Raw genomic sequence first — 21322 nt, forward strand, 5'->3', positions numbered from 1 at the left:
TCCTCCTCCCCATTCAAATGGGGAGGTGGCGGCGTCTGCGCCGTCGGAGGGGTCATGACCCCTCCGCCTCGTATGACGAGGCACCTCCCCATTTGAATGGGGAGGTGTTGACGCCCGACCTAGCCGCGGCAAGCCTCGGTGAGCTTGCGGACATGCGCGCCGTCCTGGTCGGTCGTCGCGTACCTCTTCACCTCTTTGCCGTCGGCGGTCAGGGTGAAGCCGCCTTGCAGCAGGTCGGCGAGTGAGGGCGTCATCGTGGTCTGGCCGTCGATCACATAGCGGCCCCTGTACATCTGGCCAGTCGCGTCGATCGCAACCGAGGTGGCGCCGCGCGACAGCGCGAGCTTCACCTGCGTCTTGCCGTCCGGCCCCTTGGTCTCCGGCATGAAGGCGACGATCGTGTCGGTGTAGCCCTTGGTGCAGGACACGGAAAAGCTCACATAGGTCGGCTCGTAGAAAGCGAGGTCCAGCGTCGGTGCCAGCTCCTCGTGCAGGAACCAGCCCTTGGGTATCACCTTCGTCTGGGCGGATGCGGCGAGGGCGCCGGCAGAGAGTGCAACCGACAAGAGCGCAGCACGCGACCACAGTGACATGGATACTCCCCCGCTTCGCTCCAAACGAAACACCATCGTGGTTGGATGAGCAACCCCCTCTGTCGTCCTCAATCGAAGGCGACTTCCACCTGGCCCAGCGGGCCGAAGTCGGCGGTGTGCGTCGTGCCGGGAGCGATGAGGGTCATGCCAGTGCAGCTCCCCGTGGTGACGATGTCGCCCGCCTTCAGCGGCATGCCTTCGGCGGCGCGGCGATTGGCGAGCCAGGCCAGCGCCTTCAGCGGATGGCCGAGCACTTCCCGGCCGCTGCCGCGTCGGCGTTCCACGCCGTCGATGCTCAACGCCACGGTCGCGGCCGCGAGATCGTGCCGGCGCCAGTCCGGTACCGCGGCGCCGAGCACGAGATGGCCCGCGGCCGAGTCGTCGGCAATGAGCGCGGCAATCGGTACCGGATGGGTGCGCGCGATGCGCCGCTCGCCGACCTCGATGGCGGGATGCAGCGCGGCGATGCGCTCGGGAAGATTGTTGCCAGACCACGGCTCCGCGCGCGCCGGCAGATCGTCCGCCAGCACGAAGGCGAACTCGCACTCGTCGACCGGCGTCATCAGGTCGGCGAAGCGAAGACGGCACGGGCTGGGACGGACGGCGCTGGCGGCAACCCGGCCATAGATCGGCTGCGACGCGCCGAGATCGCGCAGGTTATCGAGCGCGGTGGCGCCGATCTTCCACGCGCCGACGGTCTGTCCTGTTGTCTCCGCGACAAGCGCGGCAACGCGATAGGCGGCGTCCTCGTCCGGCGGCACCAGCCGATCCGCCAGACGCTCGATCGGCCGGCGCGTGCGCCGCGCTTCGACGAGCTGCGCCGCCAGCTCGGCTTCCGGCGAAGTCATGTGACGCGATCGGCCTGCAGTCCGACCGCATCCGCGATCTCGACCGGCACCAGCGCGGGAAACGTCGCGCGCATGAGCGTCGCCACGGCCACACGATCCTTCTCGTCGGGCACGACGCCGAGACAGACGGCGTAGACGCCGAGGTTGCCGACCGCGGCGCGCATCCGCTTCTCGGGCGGCTCGTCGCGATGGATGGCGCGATCGGCGAGCGGCATGTGCAGGCTCGCGAGTTCGAGCTGCTCGGCATGCTCGGCCGCCAGCTCGGCATCGGCGACGCGACGACGCACGGCTTCGACGGTCTCGGGCAAGGCGCCAGCCCAGCTTCCATCCTTCAGCTTGCGCCGGATCGCGCGCAGCGGCTTCACGACATCGGCCTGCCAGGCATCGCTCGCCTTCAGGATCGCGCGCAGCCGATCGGCGCTGAGCGTCGGCCGCCCCGACGCGGCGAGCCAGCAGCAGAACAGCAGCACGTTGACGTCGCAGCCGCGCCGGTCCTGCAGATCGAGACAAGCCTCGGCCACGCCCTCAGCCCCGTAAAGCTCGAGCGAAAAATTCCAGAACGGATGCGGCAGGAAATCGGACACGGCGCAGGTTCTAGACCCTGTCGCCGCGGGACTCCAGAGGACCAGTTCTGCTCAATCCGCCTTTGCGAAATGCGCCAACTGGTCGGCGTGCGCCTTCGCGAAAGCCGGACGGGCCGTGGCGCGCGCGACATAGGCGCGGCAGGCGGGATAGTCCGCCAGCCCGTCGAAGCGATGAACGGGACGCAGCACGTCCGACATGACGATGTCGGCGGCGGAGAACGACCCCGCCAGCCAGTCGCGTTTCGCCAGCACAGGCTCCATGCGCTGCAGCCGCAGCGTGAGGAACCCGTCGAGAAATTTCCAGGCCGGCGTATCGTCGTTGTTGTTGGTGAACATCAGGAGCGCCCAGGGCAGGCTCGCCATCTCGACCGAGTTGAGCGCGGCGAACAGCCACTCCGTCGCCTCGCTGCGCGCCCGCGGATCGGCCGGCAGCAGCGCCTCGCTCCGCTGGCCGAGATGCAGCAGGATCGCGCCGCTCTCGAAGATCGAGAGGTCGCCGTCGGTCAGCCACGGCACCTGGCCGAACGGTTGATGCTCGATATGCGCCGGGCCGCGGTCGCGAAACGGCACGCTTTCGACGCGATAGGGCAGCCCCGCTTCTTCCAGCGCCCAGCGCACGCGCAGATCGCGCACGAAGCCGCGCGGCATCTCGGGTACCCAATCGAAGGTGGTCAGGACCAGCTCGCCCATTCGGCAACTCCCTCCATCGATGCCGACCTATGGCAGCTTTACCCGCCGTATTCCACGCACACCGCGTTGTAGTCGACGATCTCGGCGGTCGTGTCGGCGGTGAGCGTGCCGTCGGCGTGGGCGGTGGCCATGACGCCGAGCAGGCGTTGCTTGAGGTCGTTCATGTCGGCGCTGTTCGGTTCGACGGTGAGATCGACGGCGAGACGGATCTTCTTCTGGCTCATGTGAGTCCTCCTTCCAAAGTGTTCGCCTCACCCTGAGGAGCCGCGCGAAGCGCGGCGTCTCGAAGGGTCGGCAACAGCATGACTGGCTCCCACCCTTCGAGACGCGCTCCTATGGAGCGCTCCTCAGGGTGAGGTTTTGTTTTGTCCCCTTCCCTCGCAATAGGTCGCCGGGCAGACCCTCCTTGGTCGTACAGCCCTCCTTGGCTGGCCCGGCTTCCCATTGCAGCGACCTTCCCCGGTCACTGAAACTCGCACTGAAACTCTTCGGCGATCATCCGATCCGAGTCTGCGAAACGCGAATCTTGCGCGCCAAACTTTTTTGCAGATCAGCCTTCCTCGCCTAGCTCTCCTCGACGGTGAGAGCGAGATCGGGAAAGTTTTGTTCGAAGACCGCCAAGGTGGCTTCCCAGCCGATGGCGGCCATGTGCGCCTTGAACTGCGCATCGGTAATCGCGGAGGCTGAGATCGCGGGTTCCGAAGAGGCGACACGCCGTTGAGTCCCCTCGCCTTTCGCCTCGCCCTTCGTCTCGCGCACCAGCGCGTGCAGCTTCAGCACCGTCATATCCTCGGCCGCGGCGGTCGCCAGCCATTGCGAGGCATTGTCCTGGGTGATGACGCCGACCAGCTCCTTGAGCTTGGACCAGCCGACCGGCTTCAGCTCGTTCCATGTCAGGCCGAGGTCGATCACGCTTTCGTAGATCGACACGAGATAGAGCGCCTTGCGCAGCTTGAAGCCGTGGCGCTGCTCGACGTAGCTGCGGAAGTCGGCATGGCCGGCGCCGACGAACCATTTCTCGCGATGGATGCGCGCCAGCAGGCCGCCCAGGCGAAAGGCGTCGAAGTCGCTGGTTTCGGCAATCTCCGCCGCCAGCATATGCGCCTCCGCTTCGGACATGTTCTCGATCTCGTGCGCGGCGCAGGTCAGCGGATCGGGCGCGAGCACATCGCCCTTGAGTGCGCGCGCCATAGGGACGTGAGTCTTGGTGGCGAGTTGCATGATGCTGCCTCTATCGAATGAAGGCTTGGGTCGGCGCGGCGAAGGCGGCGGGATAGCGCGTGATCCCGCGCGTCGCCTTGAAGCGGCGGATCGCCGCCTGCTCCTCGTCGACCGTGAGGCGCGGCTGGCGTGCCAGCTTTGCCATCAACAGGCGGTTGGCGATGAGCTGCGCGGAACGGCGTTTGTATTCCGCGCCGTTGCGGCCCGCTGCACCGCTCGTCGCTGCCGTGGCTTCGCATTCCTTGACGATGGGTTCGGGCGCAGGCGCAACACCGCGCCGCACGATCGTGATGGGCATGTCCAGCGACCCTCCTTGGTCTTTGCCAGAATCCTACTTCTGCGACGTTTCTCCAGGAACGCAAGGAATCCCGCTTAACGAGGATTCCGAAAGGATGTGCAATCGAGGGGCGTGCAATCGATTGCACAGCCAACCACCTGCAGCGCGGCGCGCAGGTTGCCGATGTTGGGCGTGCGCTGGCCGCGCGCCCACGAGCCAATCGTGTCCTTGCCCAGCCCGGCATCGAGCGACACCTGCTCGCGCGCGAGCCCGCGCTCCTCGATCTCGCCGACGAGGCGATGCACCAGCGGATCGAGGGCCGTGCTGTGCTGCGGGCTCATGCTCCTCCCCATTCAAATGGGGAGGTGGCGCCGTCTGCGGCGACGGAGGGGTCATGACCCCTCCGCCTCGCAAGGCGAGGCACCTCCCCCGTTGACGGGGGAGGAAGCTTGATTGCGGCGCTCACATCGCCTCCGCCAGCTTGGCGATGTCGAACGAGCGTGGCGTGAAGGTGGCCGCCACTGGAGCGCGGCCGAGGCCGAGCTGGATCAGGCGCGACGCGGGCAGGTAGGGAAACTCCTGCTCGTAGTTGGCGGGCACGCCCTCAGCGCCATACTTCTCCGCCAGCACGTCGAGCGGCGTGCGTTCGACGAAATCGAACTCCGTGCCGACGCCGGGCGAGAGACCGTCGCCGGTGTCGAGGCGCGTCACCGCCATGGTCACGCCATCAAGGCCACCGAGCGTCGTCGCCTTGAACTGCAGCTTGGCGAGCGTGCTCTTCTTGGCGACGAACAGTTTGCGCTGGTCGACCACGACCGTGCCCGCCTTGGGGCCGCGGCGGATCGTGTAGGGCCGGTGGTCGATCACCGTGAAGGCCGCGACCAGCGCCGGCGGGCGGCCACTGTCGCAGATCGGGCACGGCTCGGCACCGCCGCCGACACAGACGAACGTCGCCCAGCGCCCGGCGAGCTGCACCGTGTGCTCGTAGAGGCTGGGCACCGCCAGCAATCCATCCTCGTCGAGCGCGCCATCGAGGAAGGTGATGCGCGCCGGTTCGTTCACGTCGATGCGAAAGCGATGCAGGCGCCGCTGCGCCTCGCGGCGGACCTCCTGCTCGGCGGCATCGCGCGCATAGGCCTCGTGCGCGGCCTTCCCGCGCATCATCCAGCTTGGTGTGGTGTTGGGAGTCGTGGGAACAGCGTCGTTCGGAGCGATGGACATCGAAATGGTCCTCCTTGACCGGTGAATGTCGAACACGGTCGAGGAGTAGCCGCCCCTCACAATCCTGCAAGTTTTCTGTCGATCTTTCAGCGGTCGCGGAGCCGGTTCCAGTCCGTGCGCGCCAACTCGTACCAGACGTCGCCGTGCTCGTTGCCCGGAATGGGATCGGGCCTGTCGACGAAAACCGTGCGCGCGTACGTCAAGCCGATCTTCTCCATCACGCGGCGCGAGGCGTGGTTCACCGCCATGGTGGTCGCCACGACCTTGTCATACCCACCGCTTCTGAATCCCCAGTCGACGAGAGCCGACGCCCCTTCCGAGGCGAACCCCTGCCCCCACTCCGTCCGGCGCAGGCGATAGCCGAGTTCGGCCACCGTCTCGCTCTCCGGCCACAGACAGAACCACCCGACGAACGCGCCGTTGGCGGTGCGACGCGCCGTCCAGACGTGAGGCTCCGTGCCTCTCGGCATGAGGAACGTCGCGTTCGGATCGATTTTCTCGTGGTCGACGGCGTGTCCGCCGTTGAGAAAGCGCATGACCTCCGGGTCGCGCTCGAGGCTCATGAAGTCGGCGCGGTCACTCGGGCAGCACGGACGGAGCGTCAGCCGCATCGTCTGCAAGACGGTCATTCTCGAACATCCATCCATCGCATTGCCGAGTATCTATCGCTTCTTCTTCGGCTTGCTCTGGTTGAACGCGATAGCGGCGCGGACGAGGGTCTTGAGGGCGGGCGCGTCGACCTTGTCGCCCTCTGAGAAGTCGATGGCACGCCACACCTTGCCGCCGAGGCCGGCGTTGAAGAGCTTGTCGGGGTCGGCGAGGCTCGCGCCGTGGCTGAAGGTGAGCTTCACCTTGTCCTTGTGGGCGTTGCCGACCGCGATCATGCCGTCGCGCGACCAGACGGGGCTGCCCATCCACTTCCATTCTTCGACGATCTCGCGGTCGGCCGCGAGGATGGCCTTGCGGACGCTGGCGAGCGTCTTGCCACGCCAATCGTCGAGCTTCTCGATCTTCGCGTCGATCAACTGAGCCGCAGTTTCTTTCGTCTTCGTCGTCATGGTTTCGACCCCAGTTCCTCGGCCGCGATGGCGAACACCTCGTCGCCCGATCCGACGGCCACGAAATGGCCGGCGCCCTCGACCTCATGCCAGACCGCGCCCGGCATCCGGTCGGCCACCGTCCTGTTGATCGAGGCGGCGACCAGCCGGTCGTCCGTTCCCTGCCACAGATGGACCGGCCGTTCGATCTTGGTCACGTCGAACGCCCAGCGCCGGTAGAGGCATTCGCTGTCGCGCACCAGCCCGTCGCTGCCTTGCGCGAAGCATTCGGCGGAAGTGTCGGCGAAGGCCGCGTCGACTTCCGGCCGACGCAGGATCGCGCGGTCGTAGTCGTTCACGGCCTTGCGCACCTGCTCGACATAGGTCGTGCGGAAGTGCTTCGCGGTGAGGCCGAGCATTGCATAGAGGAGATGGAAGCCGGGCGTGAAGCGCAGCGCCAGGGTTCCCCCCAGCGCATCGGCCTTGGAGAGACGATCGGCGGCCCAGTTGTCGCCAAAGGCGCCGTAGCTGCCGCCGGCGATGCTGCTGACATGGCGCAGCCGCGCGGGATCGATATAGGCCGCCGCCGCCAGCGCCCACGGGCCGCCCTCCGACCAGCCGGTCACGCCGAACTCTTTGTATCCCAGCGCGTCGGCGATGGTCGTAAGGTCGTCAGCCCAGCCCGCATAGGTGCGGTCCTTCTGGCGCGTCGACTGTCCGATGCCGGGCCGGTCGACGCAGACGAGCCGCAGCCGGTTCTTCGCGGCCGAGCCTGCGAAGAGGCGCGCCTCCAGGCGGCTGCTGGGGCCGCCGTGATTGTGCAGGATGAGCGGCCCGCTGGGATTGCCGACTTCGAGACAGGCGAGCGTGCGGCCGTCGCGCGTCGTTACTGTCGTGCTGGTGCCGCTGCTGCTGTTCACCGTCTTGTCGTTCACAGGCGCTCGCCGGGTAGTTTGCTCGCCTGCTTGATCCAGTCGGCGAGTTGGGCTTCGTCGATCGGATCGTCCTCGCGGATGTCGAGGTAGCGCACGTCCTTGTGCTTGGACGCGCCCGGCGGCACGGGCTTCAGCGACGCGCCGCGGAAGAACGCCACTTTCACGTACTTCGTGAAGCAATGAAAATTGAGGAACCAGCCCTCGTCCTTGAGGCCATAGAAAGGCGAGTTCCATTTCACCGCCTTGTGCACGCCGGGAACGGTACGCTCGATCAACGCGTCGAGGCGTCGGCCGATTGTGCGCTTCCAGCCCGGCATGGCGGCGATATAGGACTGCAGGACCGCATCGCCCTCGCCCTTCGCGATCTGCGGATTGCCGCCCGCGAGGAGGACGGGCTTCTTTTTGCTGGTCATTACCTTCAACCGTGGACAGTGTTCGTGAGTTCCAGAGGGGACCAAGGGGGAGAGCGCATGAGAAGAAAATGGCGTGACCGGCCGCGTACCGAGCGCTGGGGTATCATCGGCGCGTTCCTGGGCATGATACCCGCGATCTTTGCCGTGTTCGAGTTTGCCTACAACGGCACGACGCTCGACCGCTACCTGATCATGGCCGCCGGCTTCCTGGGCGGCTTCGGGATCGGTATCCTGCTCGCAAAGCTCACCACGCCAAAGCAGCCGTCGTAGCAAGCGCCGTGCTCGTTCCCACCCTTCGAGACGCATCGCTTAAGGCGCATATGAATGCGCCGACGCGATGCTCCTCAGGGTGAGGTGCTTTCTTGGACTCCTCATCCTGAGGAGCGCTCCACAGGAGCGCGTCTCGAAGGATGGGCCTCAGGCGTGGTGCTCGCTCCTCAGGATGAGGTTGTTGACCGCGCCAACACCTGTTCGAGGTTGGCGAAGAACTTCGGCCAGCCGTACTTCGCGCCCTGATAGGCCTGCTGCTGGTCCGGCCGGAAACCGACCTGCTCCATGCGCAGGTGCGTCCCCGCGCCCGTCGGCGTCAGGGTCCAGGTGACGACGCTCTCCAGACCCAGCGCCGCCCAGGTGTAGGACAGCGTCTTGTTCGGCTCGACGGTGCGGACCTGGCACTCAACGGTGCCCCAATCGGCGCGAAGATTGAAGCGATGATCCACCGCCGGCTTGAAGTCGTTCTTCATCAGCCACTCTTCGATCAGGTGCGGCTGCGTCAGCGCGCGCCAGATCTTCTCCGCCGGAAACGGGATCTCCCTTTCGACGACGACGGAGAGCGTTTCGGTTGCTGCTTTGGTGGCCGCATCGGTCATTGGTCCATCCTCTTCAAAAGGTCTTCGAGATCGTCGAACCGGTTCTCCCAGAACCGGGTCATCTGGTCCGCCCAGGCGATGAGCGGCGACAGCGCCCCGAGCTGCGCGCTGTAATGGGTCTGCCGTCCGTCGGGACGATCGCGGACCAGCCCAGCCTGCTTCAGCACACCGAGATGCTTGGAGACGGCCGGCTGGGAGATGCCGGCCCGCGCCGTCAGCGCCCCGACCGTCTGCGGCCCGTCGCGGCACAACCGCTCGAACAGAGCCCGCCGCGTCGGATCGCCGAGCGTCCGGAAGAGCACATCGTGAGCCTTCGCCATCGTCGATTCATAACCCGTCAGCTATTGATCAGACTCATAACCACCGGGCTATGGGTTAGTCAACCGGAACGTCTTGCAGCCCACAAAAAAGGGATGCCGTGCAATCGATTGCACGAATATCATTCGCGGCAACGGGGGAGAGCGAACAAGGTGTATCAGCCCAAGAACGCCGTGAAGACGGCCGCCGAGGTCAAGGCGATCCTCGGCCCGGACTTTCCGAGCCAGGTCGCGAAGATCCTCGACCATATCGATCAGCATTGCCGGGCGTGGATCGAACGATGCCCGTTCGTGGTGATCTCGAGCAGCAACGCGGCAGGCGCCATGGATGTGTCGCCGAAAGGCGATCCGCCGGGTTTCGTCAAAGTCCTCGACCGGCATACGCTGGCGATTCCCGATCGCATCGGCAATCGTCGCGGCGACACGTTGATGAACGTGCTCGAAAATCCCAACGTGGGACTCCTGTTCATCGTGCCGAAGCGCCGCGAGGTCGTGCGCGTCAGCGGCACGGCCGAGGTGGTGAAGGACCCCGAGCTGCTCGACAGCATGGCGGCGGCCAACGGCAGAGCGCCGGACCTCGCGCTGCTCGTGCGCGTGCGCGAAGCCTTCTTCCATTGCGGCAAGTCCGTGATCCGCTCCGGCCTGTGGGAGCCGGAGCGCTGGGGCTCCATCGACGGACTGCCGAGCTATGGCCAGGCCCTCAAGGATCACGCCAGCCTGCAGTTTCCGCTGCCGGACATCGAACGCAACCTGGCATCCAACGAAACCGACCGGCTCTATTGACGAACCGAGGTGCCTACCCCTGCTCCTTGCGCAGCGCGGTGAGATAGCGGACGGCCTGCGTCGAGAGCGTGAGCGGCCCCCTCGCCGGCGGCGTCATCGAGATGATGCCGTAATGCTCCAGCGAATAGACGCCCGAGGCGATGCCCGCGATGTGGAGATATTCGAGCCGGCGGATGCTCGGGCCGTCGCAATCGACCCGGCCGTCGACGACGCCGGTCTCGGCTTTCTGGAAGTCGCGGATGGCGGCGTCCGTCAGCGGACCGGGAATGCCGTCGACGGCCAGCACCTTGAGCCCGCGTGGCCGCCGCCATTCGTTGAGCAGGAACTGGACGTACTTGGCATCCGGCGGATGGCTCTTCACCGCCTGGCCGACGGGCTTGGTGAGTCGTGTCATGGGTTCCTCCTCACGCCGCCTCTTTACGCCGAAGGTCCGCTCGGCGGACCGAGGAGACCGCCCGCCGGCTGCGTCTGCGGCACCCGCCCGCCCATCATGATCAGCAGCGCGATGCCCAGCAGGAGGATGAGCGCCGCCTCGCCGACATGACTCGTCTGCTCCTGTTCCTGCTCCTGGCGCTTGCGGTAGCAGATCTCGTAGAGGATGAGGCCCCGCTCCTCCTGCCACCATTTGAGTTCGAGTTCGTAGACGAAGCCGCCGATCGTGATGGAGCTGGGGAACGGCGACGACTTGATCGGGTCGTATTCGTGGCCGGCCCGGATGCCGAGGTGGAAATCCTTGATCAGCCGGTTGAAGTTCACGATCTTCGCCCGGCCCTCGCGGCGTCCGTTATGCGAGTCGGGCTTGATCTCGTAGAACTCGCTCGACGCCATCGGCTGGCGCTGCGTGACGATGTCGGGCACCGAATAGATGCCGGCATTGTATCCGGCCCTCATCTTGGACGTGTCGACGCTCATCCCCGGCGTGTTCTGCGACAGCCACTTGATGATCTTGTCCGGCCCGGTGCCGTCGCCGGGATCGATGAAGATGCTGGCGGCATGCGTCCGCGCCGTGCTCGTCATGAAATGGCCGACGATGATGCGCTCGATCTGCTGCTCCATCTGCTGCCGTTCTTTTTCGATCGGCCACAGCTCGTTCGGCGTGACGCAGCCGCCGTTCGGATTCAACGCCATACACACTCTCCACGAACGCTACAGTTACCGTTCTCGCTCCAACCTCTCTCCGTCTCTCCTTCGTCTCTCCCTCGTCCTTAACCCTGAGCCTTGCGCAGCTCGTCGAGATAGTGATCGGCCATCCGTTCGGGCGTGAGCGTGCCCAGCACCGGCGGCAGGCCCGAATGGATGCTGTAGGGGTCGATCGGGTTGACGTGCGCGACAATGGTCGCGATGTGCAGCGCCTCCAGCTTCTTGATCGACGGGCCGTCGCGATCGACCTGACCGTCGACGAGGCCGGTCTCGGCCTGCTGGAACGCACGGATCGCGGCGTTGGTCAGCGGACCGACGATGCCGTCGACCGCCAGCGCCTCCATCCCGCGCAGGGCCCGCCACTCGTTCAGCAGGAACTGCACGTACCTGGCATCCCCCGGCTGGTTCTGCACCGCCTGCCCGACCGGCTTCGTCAGTCGCGTCATGGGGACCTCATGTCTCTTTGTCTCCCTTCCCCGGGACGATGCCGCCGCCCGCGGGCTGCTGCGCCGGCATGAACTTCAGGCCCACCAGGACGAGCCCCGCGATCAGGGCGGCAATGGCCAGCAGCACCTGATCCGTCAGCTCGACCTTCTTGTCCCCCACCCGCACTGTCCGGGTGAAGCAGATCTCGTAGAGGATCAGCCCGGGCTGGTCCTGGAACCACTTGAGTTCAGCTTTGTATTTACCGTCGACGAACGGCAGGCCGGCCACAAGCGTGAACGCACCGTGCGGGTCGTATTCGTGGCCCGGTGCGATGCGCAGGGAAAAATCCCGGACGAGCTGCATGAAGTCGTCGATCTTGCGACCGCCCTCGCGCCGGCCGTTCACCGACTTGGGCTTGATCTCGTAGAACTCGCTCGACGCGACGGGCTCGCGCTGGGTGACGATATCCGGCACGGCATACTTCCCGGCATCGAACCCGGCCTTCATCTTCGCGCGGTTGATGACGGTGCCGGGAGAGTTGTTGGACAGCCACTTGATGATCTTGTCCGGCCCGGTACCGTCGCCGGGATCGAGGAAGACGCTATGTGCGTTCTGCCGCGCCTTGCTCGTCATGAAATGGCCGACGATCAGGCGCTCGATGGCTCGTTCCGCCTGCTGCCGGTGCGCTTCGACCGACCACAGCTCGTTCGGCGTCAGGCAACCGCCGTTGGCATTGGTGTCCATGGCAGCTCCCCGGAAACGCGACAGTCGAACGCAACGGTCGGACGTGAGCAGGCAGGCACGGTATCGCCGTCGATCTGACGGCGGCGGAACGGCGGGGTCAACCTGCAGGAATGAAGGTCTCGGTTGCCGCTTTCGTTCAGCTCCCGACCCGGCCGAAGGTCATGAGAATGACGCTGGCGTCGGCCTCTCGCCCACCGATACTTGATCTCCACCACAGCGTGCATTCAACATTCGGCGGACGAGAGGTCCGATCGTGGCAGCCATCTTCATCAGCCATTCGAGCCGCGACAACGAGGCGGCCGGACAGATCAAGTCATGGCTCGACGCCGAAGGTTACGAGCAGGTCTTCCTCGATTTCGACAAGGAAACGGGTCTGGGCGCCGGCCGCGAATGGGAGCGGCAGCTCTACGAAGCGATCGACCGCTGCCATGCGGTGCTGCTGCTGGTGACGCCGGCATGGCTGGCGTCCAAATGGTGCTTTGTCGAGTTCACGCAGGCGCGTGCGCTGGGCAAGGTGATCTTTCCCATCGTGCTGACGGCGGATGATCGCAACCTGCTGGGCCCGCCGCTCAGCACCATCCAGGCGGAGCAATGGAACGATGCGGGGCGGGCTCATCTCGCGCATCGCCTCAAGGACGTGGCCGCCGAGATTGCCCGGGGGTATCGCTGGGACCCATCACGCGCGCCCTGGCCGGGCATCATGTCGTTCGCGGCCGAGGATGCGGCAGTGTTCTTCGGGCGCGACCCGGAGATCCGCGAAATCTGCGAACGGTTGGAGGCGCGGCGTGCGCAGGGCGGCGCGCGGCTGCTGCTCATCGTCGGCGCATCGGGCAGCGGCAAGTCGTCGGTCCTCAAGGCGGGCGTGTTGCGCTATCTCGCGAAGGATCGACGGCGCTTCGTGACGCTGCCGCCGTTCCGTCCGGGCCGCACGCCCATGGTGGCGTTCGCAAAGGTGCTGGCCGAGGCGCTGGGCAAGCCCGGCGAATACCGGGCGATACGCGCCGAGCTGGCCGGCGCCGATCCGGCGCTGGCCTTCGCTGAATTGACCGAAGCGCTGACGATCGGACCGGCGCGGGAAGCCACGATCCTCATCTCGATCGATCAGTTCGAGGAACTGTTCACCACGGCAAAGGCCACCGATCGGGCCGATTTCCTGCGCCTGCTGTCCGCCGTGACGGCGGTCGGGCCGGAGGCCGCGCTGCCCGTTCAGCTCGTGGCGACCGTGCGATCCGACCTGCTGGGCGAGATCCTGAAGTCCGATGGATTTGCGGCCGCGCACGACGTCTTCACGCTGGGCGGCCTTCCCGCCGATCGGGTGAAGAGCGTGATTGCGGGACCGGCGGAGGTTGCAGCCATTGGCCTGGAAGACGGGCTGGTCGAGCGCATCCTGGGCGATGTCGGGACCGCGCCCGAAGCGCTGCCGCTGCTGGCCTTCACCTTGCGCGAGCTGTACGAGCGCCACGGCCGCGACAGGAAATTGACCTTGCTGGAGTACGAGGAGCTCGGCGATCGCGAGCGGAACCTGAGGCCGCTGGAGAATGCGGTACGACGCACCGCGGAGGACACGCTGAAAGCGGCGGCGCCCGAGCCCGACGAAATGCTCGCCCTGCGCGAGGCCTTTGTCGGCCAGTTGGTGCGGGTCAACGACGAGGGAGTGCGGCTGCGCCGTCCCGCGCGCCAGAAGGACATTCCGGAACGGGCGCATAGGCTGGTGAAGCACCTCACCAATGCCCGCCTGCTGTCGAGCCGGTCCGAAGGCGACAGCAACGCCGTCGAGGTGGCTCACGAGGCGCTGTTCAAGGCATGGCCCCAACTGGCTTCCTGGCTGGACGAGGAGCAGGATTTTCTGATCGGCCGGCGCCAGATCGAGGACGCCGAGCGCCGGTGGGCCGGCACTCCCGACTCACTCAAGGACAAGGCCCTGCTTTCGGGCCTGCTGCTCGACAAAGCGCGCGAATGGAGCCTCGCCTACCCCGACCGACTCAAAAGCGTGCACGCGTTCGTCGCCGCATCGCTCCGTCAGGCGGAGCAGGAAGTGCTGCGCCTGAAAGATCTCTACCGACGCACCTTGCTGAACGAGACCCGGGCGCTGTCTGCCGTCGCCGACCTCGCCCTTACCGAGGATCGCCCCGCCGAAGCCGTGAAACTCGCGCTGGCGGCGTGGCCCCGAAACAGCTCCGACGAACGTCCGCAACTCGAGAAAGTGCTTCAGACCCTGTCGACTGCCATTAGCCGATACCGATGGGCACGCAGGATCGAGCGCTTCGACGACCCCGTCCGGGGCGCGCTGGTGTTGGCCAACGGCCGCGTGTTGTCGTGGTCCCAGAAGGATACGTTGCGGCTATGGGATGCGGCGACGCATGCGCCGGTTGGTCGGGCCATGTACCACGATGAGATTCGGGGCGCGCTGGAACTGACCAACGGCCGCCTGTTGTCATGGTCCTTCAACGATACGCTGCGCCAGTGGAATGCCGACACCGGGATGCAGATTGGTCCGACGATGCAACACGACGACAGGGTCGTCGGCGCGCTGGAGTTGGCCGACGGCCGGCTGTTGTCGTGGTCCGAAGACAAGACGCTCCGACTGTGGGATGCGGCCACGGGCAGACAGATCGGTCCCGCCATGTCCCACGACGACAAGGTCTGGGAGGCGCTGGTGCTGGCCGACGGCCGGCTGCTCTCATGGTCCGAAGACAAGACGCTCCGGCTGTGGGATGCGGGCACGGGCGCGCAGATCGGTCCTGCTCTGTGTCACGACGGCCCGGTCTCGGGTGTGCTGGTGCTGTCCGACGGCAGGCTGCTGTCGTGGTCCGAAGACAAGACTCTCCGACTGTGGGATGCGGCCACGGGAGCGCAGCTCGGCCCCGCCATGTCCCATGACGGCAAAGTTGGCGGCGCGCTGGAGCTGGCCGACGGGCGGCTGCTGTCGTGGTGTAGTGACGTGTGGAACTTCTTTGGCGGCGACGACAAGATCGTGCGGCTGTGGGATGCCAGAACATGCACGCAGATCGGTGCGGGGATGCGCCACGACAGTGCGGCCGAAGGCGTGGTGGTGATGGCCGGCAACCGGCTGCTGACATGGTCGGGCGACCGGACTCTGCGCCTGTGGGATCTGACGACACAGACGCAGATTGGCCCGATCATGCGCCACGACGACATTGTCAGAGGTGCGCTGGCCCTGCCCGACGGCCGGTTGTTGTCGTGGTCGCGTGACAGGACCTTGAGATTTTGGGATGCGAGTACGGGAGAGCAGGCTGGTCCTGTCCTGCGCCATGATCACGACGTCTGGGGCGCACTGGTCTTGCCCGATGGTCGTCTGCTGTCGTGGTCCGAAGACAAGACCGTGCGGTGGTGGGATGTGAGCGCGGGGGTGAAGTTTGGTCCCACCATGCGCCACGACGACAAGATCCGCGGGACGTTCGCATTGCCCGATGGCCGCCTGCTGTCGTGGTCCAATGACAAGACCTTGAGACTGTGGAACGCGGCGACGGGCGCGCAGATAGGTCCTGCAATGTGCCATGACGGCGCGGTCGACGACGTGCGGATGCTGGCCGACGGCCGTCTGCTGTCGTGGTCCAGGCAGGATCGGACCTTACGGCTCTGGGATGCGGCTACGGGCGCGCAAGTTGGCTCCGTCATGCATCACGACGCCATGGGGCAGGTGCTGGTACTGACCGACGGCCGCCTGCTTTCATCCTCCTGGGAGGAAGGTACGATGCGCCTGTGGAATCCCGACACGGGCGCGCAGGTCGGCCCCACCCTGCGCCACGACACCCGTCTGAGAGTGCTGGTCCTGGCCGACGGCCGCCTGCTTTCATTCTCCGCAGACGAGAGCACCCTGCGACTGTGGAACCCCGACACGGGCACGCAGGTCGGGCCCACGTTCCACCACCGTCACGTCTGGAACGCCCTCGAATTGTCCGGCGGCCGCCTGGTGTCGGGTTCCTCCGATGGAACCCTGTGCCTGTGGGATGTGTCGACCGGAGAGCAGATCGGTTCCACCATGAGCCACGACAATTGCGTGGATGGCATGCTCGAACTGGCCGACGGCCGGGTGCTGTCGTGGTCCAGAGACGACACACTGCGATTGTGGGACACCACGACAGGAGAACAGACCGGTCCCGCCATGAGTCATGACAGTTCCGTCGAGGGCGCGCTGATCCTGGCGGACGGTCGTCTGCTGTCGTGGTCCCAGGACAAGACCCTCAGGCTGTGGGACGCGGCCACAGGCGCGCAGATCGGTCCGGCCCTGCGCCACGACGCCTCGGTCTGGGGTGCGAAGGTGTTGGCCGGCGGCCGGCTGCTCTCGTGGTCCAATGACAATACGTTGAGGCTGTGGGATGCCGGCACGAACGCGCAGATTGGCCCCGCCCTGCGCCACGACGATGCGCCTGTAGGTGCGCTGGAGCTGGCGGATGGCCGCCTCCTCGTGCGGGTGGCGGATGATACGCTCGTGCAGTGGAAGGTCCTGCCTCCGGGGTCTCTGTTCGAAGTCGCCTATACGTTGCTTCCCGACCTCGATCTCGAAAGCGTCGCGGCGCGATATGGGCTGGGCTCGATCGAACAGATCTCGCGATCGCCCCAGGAGATCCCTTTGCCGGACTGGAACACGATCGAGCGGCTACCCCGGTGATCCTTCGTGGGTGAGGATCAGCCCCTTTGACGGCGATGGAATTCGCGCGAGACTGTTGCTTCCGAATAACTCGGAGAGAGCAATGCCCAAGCCAACCAGTCCGGGCGCATTGGAAGAGAGGCGCAAGCTGTTCGAGCTGCTTGATCGACTGGCGGCCGTGGACCGGCAGGCGGCCCCCAGGCACATGCCCCACGACGGCATCGCCTCTCAATGGCTCCGCGGCGATGCTGACACGCGGCGGAAGATCGAAGAAGAAGTCGACCGCTTGCCCAAGAAATCAAACTGACCCACTGCGATGAAGCGCATGGATCGGCTCGGGTCGCTGTTGAGCGGCCTTGCCATGGCGGTGCTGCTTGGGACTCTTCTCGGAATCCCGTTCTGGCTGCTCGGCCTGTTCCGCATCATCAGGATCAGCGGCTACTGGCGCACGATGAACCTCGTGCGACGCGGCCGCGTGCTGATCGTTGCAAACCATCCATCGCTCATCGAGACGTTTCTCATTCCGCTCGTGTTCTGGCCCTGGGCGATGTTCAGGCTCAGGATGTTTCCGTGGAGTCTTCCGGACAAGAATCTCTTCAAGGGATTCACGCCGGAGCATCATGAGCGGCTGCGCTGCATTCGGGTCGGCCGCGACGACACGCTGGAGTCGCGCAAACTGAACTGGTCCGCGATGAAAAGGGTGATGGAACTCTTCGAGAGAGAGCAGTGCTTCGTCGCACACCTCGAAGGCGGTCGAACCAGCAAGCAAGCCGAACACGTGTCGGTCGGGCCGAACAGGATGGGCAGGATCAAGAACGCCCAGGTCCTCAAGGCCGCCTGGAAAAAGGGCGCGTGGATACTGCCGCTGCACGTCGGGATGAAGGATGGCATGACGCGGGACCTGCCGGGATTCGGCCAGAGCCTGCGGCGCCTGCTCTTCAGTCCAAAATGCTGGCCGATCAGGCTCGAGTTTCGCCGCCCCTACAGGATCGTCGGACAAAGGTTCGACGAAGAAGCGGAGAAGAGACGTCTCGAGCTGGCGATCCTCACCCCCGCTCTGCCGGCATGACGACGCCTCAGACCCCGCCCGACGGATAGGCGTAGGGGTCCGGTGTTCCCGAGGCGAAGGCCGGCAGGACGGGCTGTTCGGGAAGGTGGACGACGGGTCCCTTGCCCAGCACCGACGCTTTGACCTGAGCCCCCAGGGCGGCGCGCGTCGTGCCGAAGCCCGCTTCGCGCACCAGGCAGGCATAGGCATCGGCGTTGTGCAGGCGCTGCTTCGAGCTGTTGGTGAGGTAGGCCGGTTCGTTGGCGTAGCCCAGATCGTCGAGCGTCCAGCCGCCGGCCATGTCGCCGATGAAATGCGCCAGCTCGTGCACCAGGATGTGCGAGCGAAAGTCGTCGTGCGACTGGTCGAACACGGGCGTCAGATAGATGCGGTCGAGATAGTCGGGCGAGACCTTGCCCGACAGATCGGCGCCCTGGATCTTGTCGTTCATCTTGTGCCGCTGCCAGGCGCCGCCGAGATAGGTATAGCCGGGATGGCCGGCGACCTTCGCGGGCGTGCGCCACAGCGAGACGAAGATTTCCGGCGCGGGCGCGATGCCGGGGATCGGCTTGCCGACGCGATTGACCAGGGTGATGCACATGCGCCGGATCATCGTCTCGACCCGCTGGGCCCCTGCCCGCGCCGCGGCGGCGTCCTTCTCGTGCAGCTTGAAGTGTTTGGCGATCAGCAGGAAGGCCAGGCGGTCCTCGTCCTCGCGCGCGACCTTGGGCGCGGGCAGCCGCTGGGCGTGGGCATTCGCGCGGGTCGCGATGCGCACGGCGCTGAGTGCGGCGCGATAGGCGGCGGGCAGCCAGACGGTCCTCACCATCCCGAGGCGGATGCCGGCCTGCATGATCGCCTGTTTATCTTCGAAGGTGAAATAAGGAGCGGCGGGTGGCTTTGGTGGCTTCGGCGCACCGACGGGTGTGGGACCGGCGGTGGCCATAACAGGCACTGCGGCCGCCAGCGACGAGCCCACCGCGCGGTTGAGCGCATGCAGCGTCCCCTTGTCGGGCTCGATCTTGCTGTCGCGCCAGGGAACCCAATGCTCCTGGAAGCGCAGGATGGCGTTCTGGGTCTTGGGTCCGGCGATGCCGTCTTCGGCGAGCGCTTCACCCGGCCCGCCCATCGCCGCGAGGACAGAATTCAGCGAGGACTGGATGGCAACGACGTCGTCGGTGCGGTTGGTGCCGTTGTAGCCCACGGATCCGTCGAGGATCACCGCCCCCGGCAAGCGGCATGGCATGCGGGACGGCCCGAGCCGCCCCCTCAGAACGCGCAATTGCATGGTCCTCTCCACTGACAGGCTGACGGGAGCGATGCGCTGCAGACCTACTGAGAATGCCAAGCCGATGCGCGCCGGACAACGGCGCGCCAACGGGCGCCGGTGGAGCGAATCGAGGGCGTACAACCGCCGGGATGTGGAAGAGAGGCGCGGAAGAGAGGTGCGCAAGGGGGAGAGGTCGGCAACGTCGTCGCGACGTTTCCCAAACGCCGCGACGACGCCCCCACCGGCGTTGTCTGTTCCTTCTAAGAGAACCCCACACACAACGCCGTTCCCAAGGCCGCGGAGCATGCCGATTGTGAAAGCAACCTGCAATTCGCGTCGCGTTGCGCCGCGAAAATTCACGAGATCGTCAAAGACTCGCGTCAGGTTGCGTACACACAGGCAGTGTGTCTTTAGGTCGACGCGTCAGCTCAAAGCGCGCCGGCCTCGACCGTCCTCGCCGCGATGCCTCACTTGAGCATCAGATAGAGCACCCCCCACACCAGAACGACGAAGATCGCGCCGACGACCAGCGGAAACAACGTTTCCGACGCATCGTCGGGCCGCGCCGGCCTTGGCGGCCTGCGTATCCCAAAATGCATTGAAGCCTCCCACACGCCCTTCCAACGTTTCAGCGTGGGAGAGGATGCGTTTCGTCGTGGAGATTCAGTCCAGCGCCTTCTTCTCGTAGACGTCGCGGATGCGCGTACCGTCCCAGACGTAGCTCAGGTGACGTTCCTGGCGGCAGTTCGACAGCACGCGCGGACGGAACACCGCCACGCATTCGCCGTCCTTGCCGTCCTTGCCACCCTTGTGGCGAACGCTTGCATAAACGATGCCATCGGAGCCGGCGGCACGCAGCGTGCGGCCAAGACGCTGGGACGCCGTGTAGTCCTCCGGGTGATAGAGCAGCGGCGCCGACGCCTGCTGTTTCCGCACATCGTGCAGGCGGCCGTCGAGGTCGGTCAGGTAGACGCGCATGTCGAGATGGATCGGCGCTTCGTTGGTGTCGCGCAGGAAGCGCTCGCGGTGATAGCGCGTCTCGGCGATCGCCGTGTCGAGCGAACGCGCGGCGTAGAAGGCGCCGTAGGTGCCGTCGCTGAAGCGGCTGCCCGCGGGATTGGGATGCGTGAACGCCGCCATGATAGCGCTGGCACCCGGCCCCGACACACGCTCTGCAACGGGAACCAGGCTGATGTCCCCCGCTTCGTCGCGCAGCCGCGGGTTGGTCAGCGACTCGATCTCGATGACGGCTTCCCAATCCGCCGGCTCCGCCACCCGCTCGAAGAGATTGATCGGCGGAAAGCGGCTCGGGATGATCCGCCACGACGGCGTCCAGACGATGCGTCGAAGCGGCGGTGCCTCGGCGGGCGTCACGCCCAGCCGCCGCGCTGCGCGTCGAGATACTGGCGCACGGTGTAGAGGTCGGCGACCTGGCCCGACAGCATGCGATCGAGCGCCGACCGGCCGCCAAACAGCGGGTTGGCGTTGGGCCGCCGGATCCAGCCATCGGCCGCCTGGTCGCTGGGCAGCAGGATCTGCAACGCCTTGTAGATGCCCAGCACGTAGGAGATGCGCTCCAGCGTGTCCCTGGGCAGGCTGACCTCCGGCTTCTTCTGCCAGTTGAAGAAGGTCGAGCGCGTCGTGAGGCCGAGCAAGGTCATCTGCTCCTCGACCGACAGCTCCCACAGCCCGGCGATACGAAAGAACGTCCGCAACGCCACCGGCGACAGCTTTCGCCGGTCGGGCTTGGGGGCGATGGTCGGGGTGACAATGGCCATGGAAGAAAGATAGTCCATTTTTGGACTGTTTCAAGTGTTTGATACGTATTTGCACCTCACAGGAATTGTCATGATGGCGAGCATGGTCGCCAGCGACTCCTTTGCCGAATTCCTGCGCGAGCAGCTTGCGCCGCTGGGCCGCGTCACGATGCGGCGCATGTTCGGCAAGACCGGCCTGTTCTGCGGCGGCGTGATGTTCGGGATGGTGACGGAGAACATGCTCTACTTCCGCGTCGACGCGGAGAACGAAGCGGCGTTCGAGGAAGCCCGCTCCTCGCCGCCGCTCAACTACGAGAAGGGGGGCAGCACCATCGACCTCTCCTTCTGGCGTGTGCCGGAGCGGCTGTTCGACGAACCCGACGAACTCCTCACGTGGGCCCGCGCCGCGCTGGCCGCCGCCCACAGGGTCGCAGCGAAGCGCAAGCCGAAGCCTCCTCCTGCGCGAAAAAGGCCTGTCGCGCGATGAAGGCCGCCGGGGGCGCGCCACTCCAGTGGCGCGATTCATAACCGCGCCAC

General features: G+C 65.9%; 29 protein-coding genes. 6 read left to right on the top strand and 23 right to left on the bottom strand.

Going from position 1 to position 21322, the window contains the following annotated elements; translation table 11 throughout:
• Positions 1 to 119: 119 nt before the first annotated feature.
• The 13 genes from EPO50_RS17695 to EPO50_RS17755 form a co-directional block, all read right to left on the bottom strand.
• Positions 120 to 593 (bottom strand): hypothetical protein, encoded by a 474-nt coding sequence (locus EPO50_RS17695; RefSeq protein ID WP_296346322.1) that lies wholly within the window; start codon positions 591 to 593, stop codon positions 120 to 122.
• Between the two features lie 68 nt (positions 594 to 661).
• Positions 662 to 1441 (bottom strand): fumarylacetoacetate hydrolase family protein, encoded by a 780-nt coding sequence (locus EPO50_RS17700; protein WP_296346323.1) that lies wholly within the window; start codon positions 1439 to 1441, stop codon positions 662 to 664.
• On the bottom strand, positions 1438 to 2025 hold the full coding sequence (locus EPO50_RS17705; protein ID WP_296346324.1) for a TIGR02444 family protein: 588 nt from the start codon (positions 2023 to 2025) through the stop codon (positions 1438 to 1440). Before EPO50_RS17705 ends, EPO50_RS17700 begins: the two co-directional genes overlap by 4 nt.
• A gap of 51 nt (positions 2026 to 2076) precedes the next feature.
• Entirely contained in the window at positions 2077 to 2715 is a 639-nt protein-coding gene (locus EPO50_RS17710) for a glutathione S-transferase family protein (protein ID WP_296346325.1), read from the bottom strand.
• Between the two features lie 38 nt (positions 2716 to 2753).
• Complete coding sequence (locus EPO50_RS17715; protein WP_296346326.1) at positions 2754 to 2939, bottom strand: hypothetical protein; 186 nt, start codon at positions 2937 to 2939, stop codon at positions 2754 to 2756.
• Between the two features lie 340 nt (positions 2940 to 3279).
• Positions 3280 to 3936 carry a hypothetical protein gene (locus EPO50_RS17720; RefSeq protein WP_296346327.1) on the bottom strand — a complete coding sequence of 219 codons (657 nt, stop codon included), beginning with the start codon at positions 3934 to 3936 and terminating at the stop codon, positions 3280 to 3282.
• 10 nt (positions 3937 to 3946) lie between these two features.
• Positions 3947 to 4234 carry a hypothetical protein gene (locus EPO50_RS17725; RefSeq protein WP_296346328.1) on the bottom strand — a complete coding sequence of 96 codons (288 nt, stop codon included), beginning with the start codon at positions 4232 to 4234 and terminating at the stop codon, positions 3947 to 3949.
• 74 nt (positions 4235 to 4308) lie between these two features.
• A complete protein-coding gene (locus tag EPO50_RS17730; RefSeq protein ID WP_296346329.1) occupies positions 4309 to 4554 on the bottom strand; it encodes a helix-turn-helix transcriptional regulator in 246 nt (81 codons plus the stop codon).
• A 121-nt stretch (positions 4555 to 4675) separates the two neighbouring features.
• On the bottom strand, positions 4676 to 5434 hold the full coding sequence (locus EPO50_RS17735; protein WP_296346330.1) for a hypothetical protein: 759 nt from the start codon (positions 5432 to 5434) through the stop codon (positions 4676 to 4678).
• Positions 5435 to 5520: 86 nt separating this feature from the next.
• Complete coding sequence (locus EPO50_RS17740; protein ID WP_296346331.1) at positions 5521 to 6063, bottom strand: GNAT family N-acetyltransferase; 543 nt, start codon at positions 6061 to 6063, stop codon at positions 5521 to 5523.
• A 33-nt stretch (positions 6064 to 6096) separates the two neighbouring features.
• The gene (locus EPO50_RS17745) at positions 6097 to 6492 is read right to left on the bottom strand and encodes a DUF1801 domain-containing protein (RefSeq protein WP_296346332.1); all 396 of its coding nucleotides are present in this window, start codon (positions 6490 to 6492) and stop codon (positions 6097 to 6099) included.
• Positions 6489 to 7406 (bottom strand): alpha/beta hydrolase, encoded by a 918-nt coding sequence (locus EPO50_RS17750; RefSeq protein WP_296346333.1) that lies wholly within the window; start codon positions 7404 to 7406, stop codon positions 6489 to 6491. The genes EPO50_RS17745 and EPO50_RS17750 overlap by 4 nt, the downstream gene beginning before the upstream one ends.
• Positions 7403 to 7819, bottom strand: a complete 417-nt coding sequence (locus EPO50_RS17755; protein WP_296346334.1) for a DUF1801 domain-containing protein — start codon at positions 7817 to 7819, stop codon at positions 7403 to 7405. The genes EPO50_RS17750 and EPO50_RS17755 overlap by 4 nt, the downstream gene beginning before the upstream one ends.
• 57 nt (positions 7820 to 7876) lie before the next feature.
• On the opposite strand from EPO50_RS17755, the gene EPO50_RS17760 reads away from it, so the two are divergent.
• Positions 7877 to 8089, top strand: a complete 213-nt coding sequence (locus EPO50_RS17760) for a hypothetical protein (protein WP_296346335.1) — start codon at positions 7877 to 7879, stop codon at positions 8087 to 8089.
• Positions 8090 to 8256: 167 nt separating this feature from the next.
• Here the strand turns inward: EPO50_RS17760 and EPO50_RS17765 are convergent, their stop codons facing one another.
• Positions 8257 to 8688 (bottom strand): SRPBCC domain-containing protein, encoded by a 432-nt coding sequence (locus EPO50_RS17765; protein ID WP_296346336.1) that lies wholly within the window; start codon positions 8686 to 8688, stop codon positions 8257 to 8259.
• A complete protein-coding gene (locus tag EPO50_RS17770) occupies positions 8685 to 9008 on the bottom strand; it encodes a helix-turn-helix transcriptional regulator (RefSeq protein WP_296346337.1) in 324 nt (107 codons plus the stop codon). Before EPO50_RS17770 ends, EPO50_RS17765 begins: the two co-directional genes overlap by 4 nt.
• Positions 9009 to 9158: 150 nt before the next feature.
• On the opposite strand from EPO50_RS17770, the gene EPO50_RS17775 reads away from it, so the two are divergent.
• Positions 9159 to 9788: an MSMEG_1061 family FMN-dependent PPOX-type flavoprotein gene (locus EPO50_RS17775; RefSeq protein ID WP_296346338.1), complete on the top strand. Its 630-nt coding sequence runs from the start codon at positions 9159 to 9161 to the stop codon at positions 9786 to 9788.
• 13 nt (positions 9789 to 9801) lie between these two features.
• On the opposite strand, the gene EPO50_RS17780 is transcribed toward EPO50_RS17775, so the two are convergent.
• From EPO50_RS17780 to EPO50_RS17795, 4 genes are all read right to left on the bottom strand, one after another.
• Entirely contained in the window at positions 9802 to 10182 is a 381-nt protein-coding gene (locus EPO50_RS17780) for a peptidoglycan-binding domain-containing protein (RefSeq protein WP_296346339.1), read from the bottom strand.
• 23 nt (positions 10183 to 10205) lie between these two features.
• Entirely contained in the window at positions 10206 to 10916 is a 711-nt protein-coding gene (locus EPO50_RS17785; protein WP_296346340.1) for a hypothetical protein, read from the bottom strand.
• Positions 10917 to 10993: 77 nt separating this feature from the next.
• A complete protein-coding gene (locus EPO50_RS17790) occupies positions 10994 to 11374 on the bottom strand; it encodes a peptidoglycan-binding protein (RefSeq protein ID WP_296346341.1) in 381 nt (126 codons plus the stop codon).
• 7 nt (positions 11375 to 11381) lie between these two features.
• Positions 11382 to 12098 (bottom strand): hypothetical protein, encoded by a 717-nt coding sequence (locus tag EPO50_RS17795; RefSeq protein WP_296346342.1) that lies wholly within the window; start codon positions 12096 to 12098, stop codon positions 11382 to 11384.
• Positions 12099 to 12351: 253 nt separating this feature from the next.
• Between EPO50_RS17795 and EPO50_RS17800 the strand changes: the two genes are divergently transcribed.
• From EPO50_RS17800 to EPO50_RS17810, 3 genes are all read left to right on the top strand, one after another.
• Positions 12352 to 16731: a TIR domain-containing protein gene (locus EPO50_RS17800; protein WP_296346343.1), complete on the top strand. Its 4380-nt coding sequence runs from the start codon at positions 12352 to 12354 to the stop codon at positions 16729 to 16731.
• 82 nt (positions 16732 to 16813) lie between these two features.
• Complete coding sequence (locus EPO50_RS17805) at positions 16814 to 17017, top strand: hypothetical protein (RefSeq protein ID WP_296346344.1); 204 nt, start codon at positions 16814 to 16816, stop codon at positions 17015 to 17017.
• A gap of 54 nt (positions 17018 to 17071) precedes the next feature.
• Entirely contained in the window at positions 17072 to 17779 is a 708-nt protein-coding gene (locus tag EPO50_RS17810) for a 1-acyl-sn-glycerol-3-phosphate acyltransferase (protein ID WP_296346345.1), read from the top strand.
• Positions 17780 to 17786: 7 nt separating this feature from the next.
• Here the strand turns inward: EPO50_RS17810 and EPO50_RS17815 are convergent, their stop codons facing one another.
• The 4 genes from EPO50_RS17815 to EPO50_RS17830 all read right to left on the bottom strand — a co-directional run bounded on the left by EPO50_RS17815 (position 17787) and on the right by EPO50_RS17830 (position 20806).
• The gene (locus EPO50_RS17815) at positions 17787 to 19046 is read right to left on the bottom strand and encodes a hypothetical protein (RefSeq protein ID WP_296346346.1); all 1260 of its coding nucleotides are present in this window, start codon (positions 19044 to 19046) and stop codon (positions 17787 to 17789) included.
• Between the two features lie 449 nt (positions 19047 to 19495).
• Positions 19496 to 19627 (bottom strand): hypothetical protein, encoded by a 132-nt coding sequence (locus EPO50_RS17820; RefSeq protein WP_296346347.1) that lies wholly within the window; start codon positions 19625 to 19627, stop codon positions 19496 to 19498.
• Positions 19628 to 19691: 64 nt separating this feature from the next.
• A complete protein-coding gene (locus tag EPO50_RS17825; RefSeq protein ID WP_296346348.1) occupies positions 19692 to 20402 on the bottom strand; it encodes an RES family NAD+ phosphorylase in 711 nt (236 codons plus the stop codon).
• Entirely contained in the window at positions 20399 to 20806 is a 408-nt protein-coding gene (locus tag EPO50_RS17830) for an MbcA/ParS/Xre antitoxin family protein (RefSeq protein WP_296346349.1), read from the bottom strand. The genes EPO50_RS17825 and EPO50_RS17830 overlap by 4 nt, the downstream gene beginning before the upstream one ends.
• Positions 20807 to 20876: 70 nt before the next feature.
• On the opposite strand from EPO50_RS17830, the gene EPO50_RS17835 reads away from it, so the two are divergent.
• Entirely contained in the window at positions 20877 to 21272 is a 396-nt protein-coding gene (locus tag EPO50_RS17835; protein ID WP_296346350.1) for a TfoX/Sxy family protein, read from the top strand.
• Positions 21273 to 21322 lie beyond the last annotated feature (50 nt).

The organism is Reyranella sp. (assembly GCF_004297405.1).
GTDB lineage: Bacteria > Pseudomonadota > Alphaproteobacteria > Reyranellales > Reyranellaceae > Reyranella.